Source organism: Chitinimonas naiadis (genome assembly GCF_054780835.1).
Genome location: NZ_BAAGVO010000005.1, coordinates 98,210 through 114,990 on the forward strand (window position 1 = coordinate 98,210; position 16,781 = coordinate 114,990).

Sequence of the window (16,781 nt, forward strand, 5' to 3'; positions counted from 1 at the left end):
ATATTACTTGTGATAAAGCCGGCTGCCGCTCACCCCACCCCGCTCGCGGGTCTCGGTGACAGCGCCAAATAGCGGTTTGCCCTTGTACTGCCCATAGCCGTAGAGGGCCGTGGCCAGCGTCGCAGCGATCAGATAGGCACGGAACATCAGTCATCGTCTCCACTGTCGGAACTGCTGCTCGCATAGTCGCTCTCGGCCCAGCGCCGGGTCTCGAAGCTGGCATTGCGCAGCCAGGACCAGATCGGCGCAATCAGCAGCAGCGCCAGCAACAGCCAGAAATTGCTCCAGATCGGCACATCGCGTACCAGCTGGATACGATCGGTCAGCATTGGCCGGCCGGCCTCAGTCTCCGCCTCGACCTCCAGCAGGTAGTCTCCGGCAGGCACACTCGCCAGCAGTGCCTCGTCGCTCCCGTTTCCCTCGCTCCAGCTGCCGTCCGAATCACTGCCGTGGTAGTAGCTCACCTCGCGCCCCAGTCGGAAGCTTTCGCCGCTGGCCTGGTTGATCAGCGCGATATCGGTATACAACCACTGGTTATCGAGGTTCGCCCCCTGCCGTATCTCCAGATTGTGATCCCCATCCAGCCGGAACGGCGGACTGGTCAGGGTGGCTTGCTGCTGCCCCTCCGGCACCGCCAGCTCGCCTTGCCAGACGATCTTCTGCGCCGCCGTCGCGGTAAACACGAACTGCAGGATCAGCGCGAACACCGCGAAGCCGGCAAAGGCCGCCCAGTAACGACCGGACCCAGGCCCGGGCCGCGGCTGGTTGGGCGCAATCCCGACCGGTTCCGGCAAGGGCTTCATCGGCTTGAACGCTGCCGCCACCTCGGCCGCCGGCAGGTATTCCGACAAGCTCCAGGTCAGTTCGCTCTGGCTGCGCTCGGCAGACAGGAGGTAGGGTGGGGCGACATAGTCGTCTACCGCCACGAACTCACCGATCCTCACTTTCCAGTTGAACTCGCCGAGGACCTGCACCACTTCCGCCTGGCAGCGCTGGAAATGCTTATAGGTACGGTCCAGGAACTGGACCTTGGGTTGCGCCGCCGGCATCAGCTTCGGCTGTCGCGTTACCGGCTTGGCCAGATTCCAGTGCCCGTCCGATTCGGTCAGCCAGACATAGCCCACCTCGGGCGAATGCAGGAAATACTCATCCCAGTCGTAGCGCAGGCCGTCAATCTTGGTCGACCGACGCAGGTAACCGATGATCGCGTACTGCTTGCCACGCAACTTGCCCAGCGCCCCCAGGGCCAGCTTGGGCTGCTTCATCGCCTCCAGCGCCCGGCTCACGATCGCCAGCGTGGGGCTGGCCGGGTCCACCACGGCACCGCAATGCCCGCAGCCGATCGCCAGCGTCTCCGGGCCACGGACCGACAAGGGCGCACCGCAACTGGTGCACTTGAAATCCCGCGCCTGGGCCCGTGCCGGTCGCGGCGTCTCAGTCGGCGCCGCCTTGTCGATCACCGCATCCAGCGTCACCGCCTCGCCGATATACACCGTCGGCGGCATCTCGCTGTAGTCGAGGCTGGCAAAGCCGGTCTCCGAGCGCAGGTCGATCGCCGGCGCCGCATAGCCCGGCGTCGCCTTGAACGGCAGTTCGCCCTCCACCGCCACGCAATGCGCTGTCTCGATATTGCTGACGGTATAAGGCTGCCCGCCCAGCTTGGCCGTCTGGCCAACCGTAAACGCATCAAAGGCCGGCAGGATGGTCTTGATCGCCTGCTCGAAGGTCACATAGCAAAGCCCGGACCCTTCCGACAGCCAGCCCAGCCGGCCGTCGTCAAAGCGCGCATACCACTCGTTCCAGTAGCCCCCCTCGTAATTAAGCTGCAAGCGACCGATCAGCTCGAACCCCACCGTCTTGTACAGACCACGGAAACGCAAGCGGAACGGGCTACGATCCTCTGCCAGTTCCGCCATCTTGCCGAGATTCTCCAGGTCCACGTCATTGCGGACCAGCGTGCTGCGGCAATAGCCGCACACCGCCATCACCGACGCAGCGGAATGGAACTCGACTTGGGCACCACAGGAAGGGCAGGGAGCAACGCGCATGACAGGAAGCGGATAAAAGGTCGTCCGAGCCTAGCACAGCAGCCCCAGGAATCAAGCCACACAAGGCCTCGCGTCACTCGGCAATAGTTCCACCCGGCCTCGGCACAAGGCCATGGATACCCTCTTGAACATCAGGGGGTGCCTTGTCGCTCCGTAGGGTGGAAACACCAACAAGAGGTAGGCCGGGATGGTAGGGCGCCGCTGGCGCCGACAATCCCGCTCAGCGTAGCGCCTTCCACCAAACCCGCTACGAGCGGGCCTCATAGGTCGGATTGAACAGTCCCGTAGGTTGGGTTGAGCAAAGCGAAGCCCAACAACCCAGCCACCGGCAACTCACCGCTGCACCGACCCTACCCGCCATACCGGGTACAAATCCAAACGCTCATCCCAGGACGTATGCCGCCGTGCAAAGAACGCCAAACGCGCGGCCGGGTCCTTGGCAAATACCGCATCGCTGGCCAGCTTCTGCTGAAACGCCGCCGCCACCGCCGGGTCCTTCAGTTGCTCCCGCGCCACGTCCTCCGCCACATAGGCCTCCATATACTCCTTGGGCTCGAACGCCGTATTGAACAGGCCCCACGCCACCAGCGCGTCCGGCGCTTGCGGCTCCAGCAAAGCCATCACCAGCCGTGCCTTGGGCTGGGCAATCGGCACGAACAGATCACCAGCGCGCAAGGGCCGCTGCTCTACCGCCCAGCCCCCCTCCAGCTCGATCCGCTGGTGCCCTTCTTCCGATTTGGCCGCGACTTCGACCTTGCTCGCCCGGAAAGCCTCTACCTGCGCCTGATCGACCGCCACTGTCAGCGGCCGATACGTAATTCCGTGCAAGGCCAGCTTCTGCCCCACCATCGCCGCATGCGCCGCCGGCACCACATAGCCGGCCAGCGGTGCGTTCACCACCCGCTCCGGAACGACTTCCCGGCGCAAGGGCAACTGCCACACCTCGGGCCGGGATTCGTCATAACGGGTCATCAGCGCACCGGACACCTCCGACGGCGTCCGGCTGTAGGCATAACCACGGAACGCCACCGTCTCCACCTGCTCGGTCGGCTGGTAGCCCAGCACCACCGGCTGCCCGGCCAATTGCGCACTGCGTCCGTCCGCCGCCTCGGCCAGCTCGCGCCAGGCGGCACCTTGCGCACCGAGCTGTGCCAGCAGGGAGACGATGGTATTGCGGGTGATCCGCACCCGGGTCGGATAGTCCTTCCAGGAATGCGTCTCCACCAGCATCCCCAGCCGGTTGCGCAGCTGGAAGTAGCCATGCGAGAAACGTGGCGTCGGCACATTGTCCACAAAGCCCGAGCTCGGATCGTCCTCCACCACGAAGCTCGGGTAGAAATCCAGCGGCAAGGACCCCTGCGCCGCCAGGTCCTGCAGTACCCGCGTATTCAAGGCCTGCCCGGCCGCCCGCAAAGGCAGGTCACCGGACTGGCGCGGTTCGGTCATCAGCGAGATATCGTGCTCGAACTTCGCCCCGTCGGTCACATGCAGGTCCACATAGACCAGCGGGTCCCAGGCATTCACCAGCCGCAGCATCGCCTGCATCTCCGGCGCATCGGCCTTCAGATAGTCGCGATTCAGGTTGTAGTTCTGCCCGGTCGTGCGCCAGCCCATCGCCACCGGCCCGCGCTGGTTAGGCCGGTTCCAGCGCCCGAAGCGCTCATGCCCGTCGATATTGAATACCGGCACGAACACCAGCACCTGCTTCGCCAGCGCGTCCCTGGCTGCCTTGCCCTCCAGTACCTCGCGCAAGGCCAGGAATCCCGCGTCCTTGCCGTCGATCTCCCCGGCATGGATGCCACCCTGCACCAGCAGCACCGGTAGATGCCGCGCCCTGGCCGCCGCTGCGGTCAACGCCCCGGTCTGGGACGCCACCAGCGCCAGCATTGGCCGCCCCTCCGGCGTCACCCCGAACTGCAGGCAGCGCACGGCCTTGGGATAGGCCCGTTGGAAATCCTGGCAAAGCTGCTGCACCTCCGCATAACGCCCGGTCTCCACAAAACCGGATCGCTCCGCCACCGTACTCAGTGGTAGCGCCATGGCAGCGCCCGCAAAACTCACCGCCAGAAGGGAACGCAGGAACGCAGACCGCATGGCATCTCACATTTCAAAAGGTCAAAAGCCGACAACGGCCCCAATGTCGACCAGCCTAGCCAATGCCCCTCGCCACTTCAACATCCTCCCGCCGCCCCGTCGCCAAGCCCGGGAACGACATGTTGTATGATTCAGTCCTACGCGCTAAGCAATGAACCTAGGAAAAACCGTGTCCAGCGTCTCCATTACCCCCCACATCAAAGCCGACAACCGCGAGACCTTCGTCCTGTTCGGCGGCATCAACGTGCTCGAATCCCGCGACCTGGCCCTGCGCTCTGCCGAGGAATACGTCCGCGTCACGCAAAAACTCGGCATCCCCTACGTGTTCAAGGGCAGTTTCGACAAGGCTAACCGCTCCTCCATCCACTCCTACCGGGGGCCGGGCATCGAGGAGGGCATGAAGATCCTCGAAGCGGTGAAGACCACCTTCGGCGTACCGGTCATCACCGACGTACACGAACCCTGGCAAGCCCCAATCGTCGCCGAAGTCGCCGACGTCCTGCAGTTGCCCGCCTTCCTGGCCCGCCAGACCGACCTGGTCATCGCGCTCGCCAAGACCGGCCGCGTGATCAATATCAAGAAGCCGCAGTTCATGAGCCCGCCGCAAATCCTCAACGTCGTCGAGAAGTTCGTCGAGGCCGGTAACAACCAGCTCATCCTCTGTGATCGCGGTTCCAGCTTCGGCTACGACAACCTTGTGGTCGACATGCTGGGCTTCGGCGTCATGAAGAAAGTCACCAACGACCTCCCGGTCATCTTCGACGTCACCCACGCCCTGCAACAGCGTGAATCCGGCGCCGCCGCCTCCGGTGGCCGCCGTGAACAGGTGGCCGAACTCGCCCGCGCCGGCCTCGCTCTCGGCCTCGCTGGCCTGTTCCTCGAAGCCCACCCGGATCCGGCCCAGGCCAAGTGCGATGGCCCCAGCGCCCTGCCGCTGCACCTGCTCGAACCTTTCCTGACCGACCTGAAGGCACTCGACGACCTGGTCAAGTCCTTCAAGCCGCTGAAGATCTGAACCTCAGCGCTATCCAGGAAAAAGACCCAGGCATGCCCTGGGTCTTTTTAATTCACTGGCCCGCTCCGAACCGCTGCACCACAAACTCGATAAAACTGCGCAGCTTCGGTGATCCATGCCGGTCCGGCAGGTAGACGATATGCATGGGCCGGCTGGCCAGCTCATGGTCGGCAAACAAGCGCACCAGCCGCCCCGCCGCAATATCCGCCTCCACCAGCACGGCCGGCTGCTGGACGATGCCCAACCCGTTCAGGGCCGCCACGCGCAAGGCCTGGCCGTTGTTCACCTTCAGCCGTCCCGCCACCGGCACCACGCTCGTTCCTTTCGCGCCATCCAGCCGCCACTTCAGGCTGGTGGAGTAGCTGAATCCCAGGCACTCATGCTGTGCCAGCTCCGCCGGTGACTGCGGTACCCCACGACGCGCCAGATAGTCGGGCGAGGCGCAGATCAGCATGCGATAAGGCGCCAGCGGCCGGGCGATCAGGCCGGAATCCGGCAAGGGCCCGACCCGGATCGCCGCCTCGAATCCTTCCTCGACCAGATCCGCCGTGCGATCACTGAGCACCAGGTCCAGTTGCACCTCGGGGTACTGCGCAAGGTAGGCTGCCAAGGCCGGCATCAAGGCCTCCGCGCCGAACGAGACCGGCGCGGTCACGCGCAGCAAACCCCGTGCGACCGCCTGCGTCGCGTGCGCCTGCGTATCCGTCTCGGCCACCAGCCGCAGAATCTCCTGGCACTGCAGATAATACTGCTCGCCAAACGCCGTCAGGCTCTGCCGCCGGGTCGTCCGGTTGAGCAACTTCGTACCCAGCCGCTTCTCCAGCGCCTGCAAATGGTTGCCCGCCATCGTCGGCGACATCCCACCGGCAAGCGCCGCCGCACTCAAGCTGCCCTTGTCGACCGCCAGGACGAACACCCGCATGCTGTCGAACAGATCCATTACCCACTCCGGCTTTGAAGTATTGAAAGACTTTACGAGATTATCTTCCAATTCAAATGAATCAAGATGGCGCTTTCCCACCAGACCCGCGAGGCCGCCATGAAAGCCATCGAACTCACCGCCCCCATGCTCAGCGCCTTTCGCCAGACCGACCTGCCAGAACCCAAGCTCGGCCTCGGCGAGGTACTGGTCCGGTTACGGGCCGCCACCCTGAACTACCTGGACATCGCCATCGCCACCGGCCAGTTCCCGGTCGCCGACTTCCCATTGGTGCCAGTGGCCGACGGCGCAGGCGAAATCGCCGCCCTCGGTGAAGGCGTCAGCGACTGGGCCATTGGTGACAGAGTCATTCCCCACTTCATGCCCCACTGGCAAGGCGGCGCCATCACCGCGCGCAACGTCGGCGCCATGCGCGGCCTGAACCTGCCCGGCTCGCTGGCCGACTACATCAGCGTCCCCGCCAGCAGCCTCGTCGCCCTGCCGGCCCATCTGGATTTTGTCCACGGCGCCGCCCTCCCCATCGCCGCCACCACCGCCTGGAATGCCATCCGTTCGGCCCAGTTGCGCCCCGGTTCGGTAGTCGTCTTGCTGGGCACCGGCGGCGTCAGCCTCTTCGCGCTGCAGTTCGCCAAGGCATCCGGCGCGACCGTGATCCTCGCCTCCTCGTCCGAGGAAAAGCTCGAACGCGCCCGCCAGCTCGGCGCCGATCACCTGATCAACTACCGCGCCACCCCCGCCTGGGATGAAGAAGTACAGAAACTCACCGGCGGACACGGTGCCGATCTGGTGGTCGAAACTGTCGGCGCCGCTACCATCGCCCGCTCCCTCAACGCCGCCGCCATCGGTGGCACCGTCTTCACCGTCGGCTTCGTCACTGGCACCACCGGCTCGCTCGATCTGTTCCCCATTATCGTCAAGGCCCTGCGCATCGTCGGCAACAACACCGGCTCCGTCGCCGACCTCGCCGAGGCCACGCGCGCCATCACCGCCCACCGCATCATCCCGGTCATCGACCGCGTATTCGACATTACCGCCACCGCAGCTGCCTATACCGAACTCAGCACTAGTGGCCGACACGTCGGCAAGATCGCCATCACACACTGAACCACAACTAGCAGGAGCGCTCCCAAAAGCAAAAGACCCAAGCCAGGCTTGGGTCTTAATCGTAAGTGGTGCCAGTTCGCCGGAAGAAGCGCCAAACACTGGCTGATCGCCTTGCCCGACACAGCGCCTCCCATCGGGCTAAAACCAAGAAAATCGTAGCATGCCGGGTCTATCCAACACCATGCGGCCCAGAGGATCTGCGACTTCCGCGCAAGCGCCTGACAACGTAGGCAGAAGCAATCACAACAGCCGCAACGAACCATTCGGAAAGCAGGGACAACATCGATAGCTTGGGTCCCGCCAATCCTCCGATCACAGTCTGGCTAAGCAACCAGATAACGATAAAGGGTACGACCCAGAACAAACGATTGCCCTTGCCAACCAACCAGAACGAGATCAGCAAACCCGCCGCAATGGGCAACAACCAACTACCAAGAAACAACGCAGGGAAAATACTCGCGTCCATCAAATAGGGGCTTTGGTGATGACAGCTAGCCCCTCAATCAGACGAAAGCGGCGATGCAATCGTTGCCAAGGTGACGCAACCGTCGAGATAGATGGTGGACCGAAGGAGGATCGAACTCCCGACCTCTGCATTGCGAACGCAGCGCTCTCCCAGCTGAGCTATCGGCCCTGTGCAACAACAGTGCGCGGCAAATATAGCGCCCTGAAACCTGCACCGACAAGCACCCTGCGAATCTGGCATTATCCTCTGTAACCAAAGATGCAACGGAGGGTCTCCGCCATGGATGTACAAAGCTATATGACCGGGCTCGGCAAAGCCGCCCGAGCCGCTTCGCGCCTGATCGCACGGGCCGATACCAACGCCAAGAATGCCGCACTGCACGCCATCGCCGATGGCATCGAGCGCGACGCTGCCAAGCTGCTGGCCGCCAACGCGGCCGATGTCACCGCCGCCCAGGCTGCCGGGCTGGAGCCCGCCCTGCTCGATCGCCTCACCCTTAGCGCCAAGGGCGTGCAAGCCATGGCCGAGGGCCTGCGCCAGATCGCCACTCTGCCCGATCCGGTCGGCGAGATGGGCGAATTCGCCTACCGCCCCTCCGGCATCCAGGTCGGCAAGATGCGCGTGCCGCTGGGCGTCATCGGCATCATCTACGAAGCTCGCCCCAATGTGACGGCCGATGCCGCCGGCCTCTGCCTCAAGTCCGGCAACGCCGCCATCCTGCGCGGCGGCTCGGAAGCCGCCCGCTGCAACCAGGCCATCGCCGAGCTGGTCCGTGAGGGCCTGCGCAGCGCCGGCCTGCCGGAGACCGCCGTCCAGGTCGTCGAGACCACCGATCGGGCCGCCGTCGGCGCCCTCATCACCATGAGCGACTACGTCGATGTCATCGTCCCGCGCGGGGGCAAGGGCCTGATCGAACGCATCAGCAAGGAAGCGCGAGTCCCGGTCATCAAGCATCTCGACGGCATCTGCCACGTCTACATCGACGACGAAGCCGATCTCGACAAGGCCGTCCGCATCGCCGACAACGCCAAGACCCATCGCTACGGCACTTGCAACACCATGGAGACGCTGCTGGTCGCCCAGTCGGTCGCCGCCGCCGTCCTGCCCCGCCTCGGCCGCATCTATGCCGAGAAACAGGTCGAACTGCGCGCCTGCCCGGAATCGAAAGCCATCCTCGAGCAAGCAGGCCTCAGCGGCATCAAGGACGCCACGGCAGAGGACTGGGCCACCGAATACCTCGCCCCCATCCTCGCCATCAGCACCGTGCCCGGCCTCGACGAAGCCATCGCCCACATCAACGAATTCGGTTCGCACCATACCGACGCCGTCGTGACCGAGAACTACACCAAGGCCCGTCGCTTCCTGCGTGAAGTCGATTCCGCCAGCGTCATGGTCAACGCCTCGACCCGCTTTGCCGATGGCTTCGAATACGGTCTGGGTGCCGAGATCGGCATCTCCACCGACAAGATCCACGCCCGCGGTCCGGTCGGACTCAACGGCCTGACCAGTCAGAAATGGGTGGTGCTCGGTGACGGCCAGATTCGCGCCTGAGCTGCCGGCCGCCCCGGCCAGCCTGCTCGACTCAACCGGCCAGCCCCGCGCTGGCCGCTTCATCGGCCGTTGCCCGGAGATAGACTGGGCCGTCCTGCCCGCCGCGCTGCAGCGGCCAGGCTGGTGGAAGAAACTGCACCACAAGCGCTGGCAATATGTCGGCATCGCCTGCGAAGACTGCTTCATCGCCTGCGCCATCGTCGATGTCGGCTGGACCAACGCCGCCTTCGCCTACCTGTTCGATCGGCACAGCAACAGCGTCGTGGGTAGCTTCTCGCGTGACGGCCTGCCCGGCCTCACCGCCCAGGTCGCCAACATCCCGGCCGAAGGTCGCCCCAGCCATTTTTCCTGGCTCGGCGCGCGCATCGAGTTCGTCGAACGCGAACCCAACCTGTTCTCGCTGCATATCCAGGGACCGGGAGATTTCCGGGTCGATGCCGTCCTGGACGGCACCGACGCCGCCCCCTGGCTGTTCGCCGCCGGCCCGGTCGACGGCGGCATCTGGCACAGCACCCACAAATCCCCTGCCCTGCGGGTTAGCGGCATCGCCCATGCCGGCGGCCACCGCTTCCGGCTCGATGGCGGCAGTGCCGCGCTTGATCACTCCAACGGCCTGCTCCCGCGGGAGACCCGCTGGCTCTGGGCCTCGGCCCATTCGCAGGGCCTGGGCTTCAATCTGCAGGCCGGCTATTTCGGCAATCATGAGAACGCCCTCTGGCTCGATGGATGCCTTATTCCGCTCGGTGCCGCCCAGTTCAGCTATAACCCAGACCAGACCCTCGCGCCGTGGCAGGTCAAAACCGACGACGGCTTGCTGGACCTGACCTTCACCCCGCTGGGGGAGCGACGCGAAGACCGCAACCTGCTGGTGGCCGCCAGCCGCTACGTCCAACCGGTCGGCCTCTACAGCGGCACGGTCAGGCCCCATGCCGACGCGCGCCCGCGCGAGGTCGAAGGCCTGCTGGGCGTGGCCGAGCAGCACTATTCGCGCTGGTAGCACGGATATATTGCGCTGGCTCAGGTCCGCCGGCTGTACCAGACAGTAATATCGGGCTCATACAGGGTCGTTATGCGACTTTCAACGCAACTCTTTCATAGTGCATAGAGATGAAGACCAATCTGCCTATCACCACCGTCGAGCGCTTTGTCAAAGCCAACGAGCCCATCGTCACCCGGACCGACCTCAAGGGCGTCATCACTTACGCCAACCCTGCCTTTATCGAGATCAGCGGCTTTGCGGCAGATGAACTGATCGGCAAGTCCCACAACGTCGTCCGCCACCCGGACATGCCGGTCGAAGCCTTTGCCGATCTCTGGCAAACCGTCCAGACCGGCCAGCCCTGGCGCGGCCTGGTCAAGAACCGCTGCAAGAACGGCGATTTCTACTGGGTCGAAGCCTACGTCACCCCTGTCCGTGATCGCGGCCGAGTCGTCGGCTACATGTCGGTCCGCAACGCCCCCAACCGCCAGGAAGTCGCCACGGCAGACCAGCTCTATCGTGCCATCCGCGACAAGCGCGCCAGCATGCCTGGCCACGCCGGCACCGTCATGCAGAAGCTGTCCTTCGTTCAGCGCGGCTGGTTAGCCTTCATCGTCCTGGCCATCCTCAACCTCGCCACCGCCGGTGCCGCCAGCGCCGGTGCGGGCGGCTGGAGCTGGGCCTTCGCCATCATCGGTGCGCTGGCCGCACTGGCTGGCGGCGGCTGGTGGCTCAGCCAGGCAGACCGCTCCCTCGGCAAGGTGCGGGAAGCACTCGAGCATATCGAGGAAGGCAACTTCCGCCACGGCATCAAGGCCGATTCCACTGACGAATTCCCCAACATGATCGTCTCGGCCCAATCGCTGTCCGTGCACCTGCGCGCGCTGATCGCCGACGTACTGTCCTCCTCGCACAAGATCGCCGACCAATCGCAGCAACTGGACGACTCCGCCGACGCCCTGGCCAAGCAGACCGGCCAGCAGAGCGAACAGGCCATGCAGGTCAGCGCCGCCACCGAAGAAATGAGCGTCTCCGTCACCGAGATCAGCCGCGCCACGCAGGAGACCGCCCAAAGCGCCATGCACGCCAAGGCCGTCGTGCGCGAAGGCGAAGCCAATATGCAGGCCAGCCTCGCCTCTACCGGCCGCATCGTCGAGGTCGTCGGCGAAGCCCGCGCCACGCTGGACGACCTTAGCCAGGCTGTCACCCGTATCGGCAGCATGACCGGCACCATCAAGGAGATCGCCGACCAGACCAACCTGCTGGCCCTCAATGCCGCCATCGAGGCCGCCCGCGCCGGCGAGACCGGCCGTGGCTTCGCCGTGGTGGCCGATGAAGTCCGCAAGCTGGCAGAGCGCACCTCGCAGTCCACGATGGACATCAGCAACAACGTCACCAACATCCAGATGGTCACCCAGGCCACGCTGATGACCATGGACGACGCCGTCGCCGAAGTCGCCAACGGCACCGCCTCCATCAAGGCCAGCAGCCAGAACCTGGTCGAAGTCGCCCAAGCCTCCGAAGACACGGTGACGATGACCGGCCATATCGCCGACACCCTGCGCCAGCAGTCCTCGGCGGCCGAGGAAGTTGCCACCACCATCGAGCGCATGGCCAGCACCATCGACGCCAACAACCGCGAAGCCCAGGACGTCGCCGCCTCGGCCGAGCGCCTGGCCGGCACCGCCAAGGCCCTCAAGGCCCTGATAGCCCAGTACGAAAAGTCGCTTTAAGCCCACCCGGGCCTGGCGCACAATGGTCATGCCCCTATCCGGCATGGCCATTTTTCCATTCGGCATCGCCCGCGGCGATCCATCACACCGGCAGCATCGTTCACAGGAGCAACCGTGGCAGGCATCGGCATCTTGGGCGGCACCTTCGACCCCATCCACCACGGCCATCTGCGCATCGCCGAAGAATTCGCCGAGGCCCTGTCGCTGACCGAAGTACGACTCCTTCCCACCGCCAACCCGCCGCACCGACCCGGCCCGCAGGCAAACGGGCTGCACCGGCTCGCCATGGCGCAACTAGCCGCCAGCCCCAATCCCCGCCTGACAGTCGACGACCGCGAACTACGCCGCGACGGCGTCTGCTACACCATCGATACCCTGACCGAACTACGGCAGGAACTCGGCCCCACAGCCCCACTCGCCTGGCTGATCGGCGCCGACAGTTTCCTCGCGCTGGATCGCTGGCACCGCTGGCACGAACTGTTCGACCTGGCCTGCCTGGCCGTCGCCTGCCGCCCCGGTTTTGACCTCGACCATTGGAAAGAACACGCCTCGGCCGAGCTGCTGGCCGAAGTCCTGCCAAGAATTCAAACACTTAGCGTGACCAGCGCCTGCGAAGCAGGTACAATAATTCTTTTGCCAACAACGCCGCTCGCTATTTCGAGTACCGCCATCCGTGCGCAATTGGCCGCCGGGCACACAGCCCGCTACCTCGCACCCGATGCCGTACTGGACTATGCAGGGCGGCATTTGCTTTATGGGCCGGACCGCTGATATCGCTTGGCCCCATAAGAACGGACACCCCAATACCATGACCCAGCAACTGACCATCGAACAGATGCGCGACATCGCCGTCGCCGCCCTCGAAGACATCAAGGGTGAAGACATCCTGGTGCTCGACACCACCAAGCTGACCGCCATGTTCGAATGCATGATCGTCGTCTCCGGCAGCTCCAACCGTCAGGCCAAGGCCCTGGCCAACAACGCCCGCGAAAAGCTCAAGGAAGCCGGTGTCGAGATCCTCGGCATGGAAGGCGACGTCAGCGGCGAATGGGTACTGCTCGACTGCGGCCCGCTCATCGTCCACGTCATGCTGCCGGCCGTGCGCGACTACTACAACATCGAGCAACTGTGGGGCGGCCAGAAGCCGACCTTCAACCCCACCCGCCCATGGGAAGCCGCCATCCAGGCGCATGACGACCCCAAGGTCTGAGTGACACGGCCATGAAGCTGTACATCATCGCGGTCGGCCACAAGATGCCGGACTGGGTGGAAGCGGGCTTCAAGGAGTACATCAAGCGCATGCCGCGCGAGGCGAGTATCGAGCTGATCGAACTCAAGCCAGGCCAGCGCTCGGGTTCCAGCGTCGAAAAAGCCATGGAAACCGAGCGTGACCGCATCCTGGCTGCCCTCCCGCAGGGCTGCCGCAAGATCATCCTCGACGAGCGCGGCGCCGCCTGGACCACCATGCGGTTGGCCGATAAGCTCAAGGGCTGGCACCGCGATGGCGGTGACGTCGCCTTCGTCATCGGCGGTGCCGACGGACTGCACGCCGACGTAAAGAAGCAGGCCGACGACCTGATCCAGCTCTCTGCGCTGACCATGCCGCACGGCATGGTGCGGGTACTGTTGGCCGAACAGCTCTACCGCGCCGTCGCCATCAACCAAGGCCACCCCTACCACCGCGAATAACACGCCACAGGCTCCGTCGCCCGACCGGGTAGCGGACAGGACCGGCTCTGAACCTTGCACGCGCCCATGACCAAACCCGCCATCTACCTCGCCTCCGCCAGCCCCCGCCGCCGTGAACTGCTGACCCAGATCGGCGTTCCCTTTGAGCTGGTGCGCTGCGAGATCGACGAGACCCCGCTGCCCGGCGAGCACCCCAAGGCCTACGTCGCCCGCCTCGCCGCCGCCAAGGCCGCCGCCGGCGTCGCCACCTACCGCGCCCAGGGTCTGCCACAGCGTCTGCTGCTCTCGGCTGATACCACCGTCGCACTCGGCACCCGCATCCTCGGCAAACCGGTCGACGCCGCCGACGCCTGCGCCATGCTGCGCACCCTGTCCGGCACCATTCATGAGGTCTACACCGGCGTCGCCATCACCGACGGCGAGCGGACCGAGACCATCGTCTCCACCACCGAAGTCCGCTTCCGCCAGCTCGACGAAGCCGACATCCTCGCCTACGTCGCCACTGGCGAGCCCATGGACAAGGCCGGCAGCTACGGCGCCCAGGGTCGCGGCGCCCTGCTGGTCGATTCCCTTGCCGGCAGTTTCAGCGGCGTGGTCGGCCTGCCGCTGACCGAAACCGGCGACCTGCTACGGCAATTCGGCTACCCGCTCTGGTAACCCGCCCGACGCAGCAGCCACACAAACGAAAAGGCCACCCATCGGTGGCCTTTTCCATTACTTGTGGTTCAAACCCTCCCTAACCCGATGCATCCGGCTTCGCTAGGGATTCCGCAAAAGCCTGGCGCTTGGCATTGAGCGCAGCCAGGCGCTCGGCTAGGTCAGGCGGTGGCGGCAGGCGCTGCAACAACCAGGTAATGGCCTGCTGCATGCCGGCCGGAGAAAAGTCCGCACTAAAGGCATGCAGGCTTGCGCCATGGATGATAAAGCGCAGGGCCAGTAGCTCCGGGTCGCTCTCTACCTCGCCCCCCATCATCTGCGCCATGGCCTGATCCATGACCGGCGCCAGCAAAGCTGCCAGTTTCTGGTCGCCCCGCGCCGCCATCCACAACTCCAGCAGGGCAACGGTCGCCGCCGATGGCGGCCGGTGCTGCATGCTCATCAGCACCAGATAGACCCGTTCGCGTGCCGGCAACGAGCCTAGCGGCCCCAATCGCGCCGCCTGCTGCGCCACCACATCGGCCGCAAAAGCCGGCAGCAGGTCATACCGCCCCGCCGGAAAGTGATAACGCAAGGCACCCCGGCTGACGCCGCTTTGGGCGCACAGGTATTCCTCGTTCAGAGCGGCATAGCCGTCCCGGGAGAGGATAAGGCCGGTGGTATCGAGGAGAGTCTGCCGCGTTCTGGCGGCACGCGGCCCGGTAGCATTCATGGCGCGGATTCTACCGCAGCCAACCTTGCCAACCGCCGCCTCAAGCGAGGCCGAGGGGCGGGCGTCACTAAAAATACATTTTTGTATGTTTTGATCAGGCCTCTCTCCCACCTCTAGGAACCTGGCCGTGAAACTGAGCCGTCTGCTACTCACCCTGAGCGTTGCCGCCCTGGCATCCCCTTCTTTCGCCCTGAACATCCTGCTGACCAACGACGACGGCGTCGCCGCTGCCAATCTTCGCGCGCTGTACGCCAAGCTCAAGGCGGCCGGCCACGACGTCATCGTCTCCGCCCCCTGCCAGGACCAAAGCGGCAAGGGCGCCTCCATGAACTTCCTGACCCCGCTTACCCCGCTGACCAAGGCCTGTCGCGGCGGCCTCATCCCCGCTGGCTCGCCGGGTGCCGGCAAGGAGCCCGGCAATGCCGACTTCAACTACGTCGACGGCACACCGGTCATGGCCACGCTGTACGGCCTCGACGTCCTTGCCCCCGCACGCTGGGGCAAGGCGCCCTACCTCGTCATCTCCGGCCCGAATGAAGGCCAGAACGTCGGCAGCATCGTCACCAGCTCCGGCACCGTCAGCAACGCCATCATCGCCGCCGGCCGCGGCCTGCCCACCCTGGCCTTCAGTGCCGATACCAGCACCAAGGCAGACAACACCGCCGGCGCCATCCACAACGAAGTAGCCAGCCTGGTCCAGGCCTTCATCATCGCCCTGCAAAAGCGCCAGGGCAGTGGCCCGCTACTGCCGACCGGCGTCACCCTCAACATCAACTTCCCCAAGTTCGATGCCGGCACCTCCGCAAGCCTCCCCTGGACCTTCACCCGCTTTGGCAGCTACAACAGCCTCAGCCCCCGCTTCGTCGCCGATCTGTCGCAAGACCCTGTCGCCAAGGCCTACGGGCTTGGCGCCTACGCCTATCCGGGCATCAGCTTCGGCACCGCCAACGCCCCCACGGCCAGCCAGGCCGACAACGAAGCCGCCGCCAACGCGGCCGGCAAGATCACCGTTACCGCCATGCAGGTCGGCTACGAAGCCCGGCCACAAGCCCAGCAATGGCTGCGTCTGCGCCTGCGCGATCTGCTGAAGTAAGGAAGCCGACCATGACCCGATATGTCATCGCCAGCCTGGCCGGCACCCTCCTGCTCGCCGCCTGCGGCGGCTCAGACACCGAACCCACCGTCGCGGCACCCAAGGTTGCAGTGGACGACCTCCCCACCGGCAGCTACCTCGTCAGCCTGGGTGACGAAGCGGCACCAACGATAGGGCAGTACTACAGCGCGGCTGACGGTTCCCGCCTGCTGATCGTCAACAACCCCGACGAACAGGCCAGCACCCTCTACAAGCGCAGCAGCAACGCCGCTTGGCAACGTATCCCCGCCGCTACCTCGGATGTCAGCATCAGCCTGCTGCAAAGCAAGGCGGTCGACCTCACCCCGGCCGACGCCAGCAGCCTGTCCGGCCACTTCACCGTCCCCTTGCAAAGCGGCAGCGTCGGCTTCACGCTCGGCGCCGATGGCAAGCTGAGCGCCGACGCAGGCAGCAGCTGCGCCATCAACGGCAGCCTGGGCGATGCCCTGCTCCCCGGCGTGCGCAAGCTGAGCCTCAACCTCACCGGCTGCGGTGCCCTGCCTGCCAGCCTGCAGGGCATCGCGGTCACCGACGGCGACTACGCACCTGCACGCTGGCGACTGGTACTCGACAACGGCAGCCAGCTCAGCGAACTCTGGGCCTACGCCGAATAGACCACCCCGCCATCAAGCAAAAGGCCATCCGCACCGGATGGCCTTTT

The 16,781-nt window shown here is 64.9% G+C and carries 16 protein-coding genes and 1 tRNA gene; 11 read left to right on the plus strand and 6 right to left on the minus strand.

Annotation, left to right across the window (positions count from 1 at the left end):
- Window positions 1-3: 3 nt before the first annotated feature.
- The 3 genes from ACYVHK_RS16340 to ACYVHK_RS16350 form a co-directional block, all read right to left on the minus strand.
- On the minus strand, window positions 4-147 hold the full coding sequence (locus ACYVHK_RS16340; RefSeq protein ID WP_460534255.1) for a hypothetical protein: 144 nt from the start codon (window positions 145-147) through the stop codon (window positions 4-6).
- Window positions 147-2,048, minus strand: a complete 1,902-nt coding sequence (locus ACYVHK_RS16345; RefSeq protein WP_460534257.1) for a DUF4178 domain-containing protein — start codon at window positions 2,046-2,048, stop codon at window positions 147-149. The genes ACYVHK_RS16340 and ACYVHK_RS16345 overlap by 1 nt, the downstream gene beginning before the upstream one ends.
- Before the next feature lie 333 nt (window positions 2,049-2,381).
- The gene (locus ACYVHK_RS16350) at window positions 2,382-4,142 is read right to left on the minus strand and encodes a M14 family metallopeptidase (RefSeq protein WP_460534259.1); all 1,761 of its coding nucleotides are present in this window, start codon (window positions 4,140-4,142) and stop codon (window positions 2,382-2,384) included.
- A 169-nt stretch (window positions 4,143-4,311) separates the two neighbouring features.
- Here ACYVHK_RS16350 and kdsA point away from each other — a divergent pair, with 169 nt between their 5' ends.
- Window positions 4,312-5,157 (plus strand): DAHP synthetase I family protein, encoded by an 846-nt coding sequence (kdsA, locus tag ACYVHK_RS16355; RefSeq protein ID WP_460534261.1) that lies wholly within the window; start codon window positions 4,312-4,314, stop codon window positions 5,155-5,157.
- Window positions 5,158-5,209: 52 nt separating this feature from the next.
- On the opposite strand, the gene ACYVHK_RS16360 is transcribed toward kdsA, so the two are convergent.
- A complete protein-coding gene (locus tag ACYVHK_RS16360) occupies window positions 5,210-6,097 on the minus strand; it encodes a LysR family transcriptional regulator (protein ID WP_460534263.1) in 888 nt (295 codons plus the stop codon).
- 66 nt (window positions 6,098-6,163) lie between these two features.
- Between ACYVHK_RS16360 and ACYVHK_RS16365 the strand changes: the two genes are divergently transcribed.
- The gene (locus ACYVHK_RS16365) at window positions 6,164-7,201 is read left to right on the plus strand and encodes a zinc-dependent alcohol dehydrogenase family protein (protein WP_460534265.1); all 1,038 of its coding nucleotides are present in this window, start codon (window positions 6,164-6,166) and stop codon (window positions 7,199-7,201) included.
- Window positions 7,202-7,759: 558 nt separating this feature from the next.
- On the opposite strand, the gene ACYVHK_RS16370 is transcribed toward ACYVHK_RS16365, so the two are convergent.
- Window positions 7,760-7,835: transfer RNA gene (locus ACYVHK_RS16370), tRNA-Ala, on the minus strand.
- A 111-nt stretch (window positions 7,836-7,946) separates the two neighbouring features.
- Here ACYVHK_RS16370 and ACYVHK_RS16375 point away from each other — a divergent pair.
- From ACYVHK_RS16375 to ACYVHK_RS16405, 7 genes are all read left to right on the plus strand, one after another.
- Window positions 7,947-9,218 (plus strand): glutamate-5-semialdehyde dehydrogenase, encoded by a 1,272-nt coding sequence (locus ACYVHK_RS16375; RefSeq protein ID WP_460534267.1) that lies wholly within the window; start codon window positions 7,947-7,949, stop codon window positions 9,216-9,218.
- The gene (locus ACYVHK_RS16380) at window positions 9,196-10,215 is read left to right on the plus strand and encodes a DUF2804 domain-containing protein (protein ID WP_460534269.1); all 1,020 of its coding nucleotides are present in this window, start codon (window positions 9,196-9,198) and stop codon (window positions 10,213-10,215) included. The genes ACYVHK_RS16375 and ACYVHK_RS16380 overlap by 23 nt, the downstream gene beginning before the upstream one ends.
- A 110-nt stretch (window positions 10,216-10,325) precedes the next feature.
- Window positions 10,326-11,930, plus strand: coding sequence for a methyl-accepting chemotaxis protein (locus tag ACYVHK_RS16385; protein ID WP_460534271.1), 1,605 nt, complete (start codon window positions 10,326-10,328; stop codon window positions 11,928-11,930).
- A gap of 114 nt (window positions 11,931-12,044) precedes the next feature.
- The gene (gene nadD / locus ACYVHK_RS16390) at window positions 12,045-12,701 is read left to right on the plus strand and encodes a nicotinate-nicotinamide nucleotide adenylyltransferase (protein WP_460534274.1); all 657 of its coding nucleotides are present in this window, start codon (window positions 12,045-12,047) and stop codon (window positions 12,699-12,701) included.
- Window positions 12,702-12,738: 37 nt separating this feature from the next.
- Complete coding sequence (rsfS, locus tag ACYVHK_RS16395; protein ID WP_460534276.1) at window positions 12,739-13,140, plus strand: RsfS/YbeB/iojap family protein; 402 nt, start codon at window positions 12,739-12,741, stop codon at window positions 13,138-13,140.
- A gap of 11 nt (window positions 13,141-13,151) precedes the next feature.
- A complete protein-coding gene (rlmH, locus tag ACYVHK_RS16400; RefSeq protein ID WP_460534278.1) occupies window positions 13,152-13,619 on the plus strand; it encodes a 23S rRNA (pseudouridine(1915)-N(3))-methyltransferase RlmH in 468 nt (155 codons plus the stop codon).
- Between the two features lie 66 nt (window positions 13,620-13,685).
- Window positions 13,686-14,276 (plus strand): Maf family protein, encoded by a 591-nt coding sequence (locus ACYVHK_RS16405; RefSeq protein WP_460534280.1) that lies wholly within the window; start codon window positions 13,686-13,688, stop codon window positions 14,274-14,276.
- Window positions 14,277-14,355: 79 nt separating this feature from the next.
- Here the strand turns inward: ACYVHK_RS16405 and ACYVHK_RS16410 are convergent, their stop codons facing one another.
- Window positions 14,356-14,988: a TetR/AcrR family transcriptional regulator gene (locus tag ACYVHK_RS16410; protein ID WP_460534282.1), complete on the minus strand. Its 633-nt coding sequence runs from the start codon at window positions 14,986-14,988 to the stop codon at window positions 14,356-14,358.
- A 127-nt stretch (window positions 14,989-15,115) separates the two neighbouring features.
- Here ACYVHK_RS16410 and ACYVHK_RS16415 point away from each other — a divergent pair, with 127 nt between their 5' ends.
- Together ACYVHK_RS16415 and ACYVHK_RS16420 are read left to right on the plus strand one after the other, a co-directional pair.
- A complete protein-coding gene (locus ACYVHK_RS16415; RefSeq protein WP_460534284.1) occupies window positions 15,116-16,081 on the plus strand; it encodes a 5'/3'-nucleotidase SurE in 966 nt (321 codons plus the stop codon).
- Between the two features lie 11 nt (window positions 16,082-16,092).
- Window positions 16,093-16,734 carry a hypothetical protein gene (locus ACYVHK_RS16420; protein ID WP_460534286.1) on the plus strand — a complete coding sequence of 214 codons (642 nt, stop codon included), beginning with the start codon at window positions 16,093-16,095 and terminating at the stop codon, window positions 16,732-16,734.
- Window positions 16,735-16,781 lie beyond the last annotated feature (47 nt).

What these genes read in the sequence shown, in the direction of transcription:
- ACYVHK_RS16420 (WP_460534286.1), top strand. Translation starts at nt 16,093, where the DNA reads ATGACCCGATATGTCATCGCCAGCCTGGCCGGCACCCTCCTGCTCGCC.
- ACYVHK_RS16375 (WP_460534267.1), top strand. Translation starts at nt 7,947, where the DNA reads ATGGATGTACAAAGCTATATGACCGGGCTCGGCAAAGCCGCCCGAGCC.
- rlmH (WP_460534278.1), top strand. Translation starts at nt 13,152, where the DNA reads ATGAAGCTGTACATCATCGCGGTCGGCCACAAGATGCCGGACTGGGTG.
- ACYVHK_RS16360 (WP_460534263.1), bottom strand. Translation starts at nt 6,097, where the DNA reads ATGGATCTGTTCGACAGCATGCGGGTGTTCGTCCTGGCGGTCGACAAG.
- ACYVHK_RS16345 (WP_460534257.1), bottom strand. Translation starts at nt 2,048, where the DNA reads ATGCGCGTTGCTCCCTGCCCTTCCTGTGGTGCCCAAGTCGAGTTCCAT.
- ACYVHK_RS16385 (WP_460534271.1), top strand. Translation starts at nt 10,326, where the DNA reads ATGAAGACCAATCTGCCTATCACCACCGTCGAGCGCTTTGTCAAAGCC.
- ACYVHK_RS16350 (WP_460534259.1), bottom strand. Translation starts at nt 4,142, where the DNA reads ATGCGGTCTGCGTTCCTGCGTTCCCTTCTGGCGGTGAGTTTTGCGGGC.
- ACYVHK_RS16340 (WP_460534255.1), bottom strand. Translation starts at nt 147, where the DNA reads ATGTTCCGTGCCTATCTGATCGCTGCGACGCTGGCCACGGCCCTCTAC.
- ACYVHK_RS16365 (WP_460534265.1), top strand. Translation starts at nt 6,164, where the DNA reads ATGGCGCTTTCCCACCAGACCCGCGAGGCCGCCATGAAAGCCATCGAA.
- ACYVHK_RS16405 (WP_460534280.1), top strand. Translation starts at nt 13,686, where the DNA reads ATGACCAAACCCGCCATCTACCTCGCCTCCGCCAGCCCCCGCCGCCGT.
- ACYVHK_RS16410 (WP_460534282.1), bottom strand. Translation starts at nt 14,988, where the DNA reads ATGAATGCTACCGGGCCGCGTGCCGCCAGAACGCGGCAGACTCTCCTC.
- rsfS (WP_460534276.1), top strand. Translation starts at nt 12,739, where the DNA reads ATGACCCAGCAACTGACCATCGAACAGATGCGCGACATCGCCGTCGCC.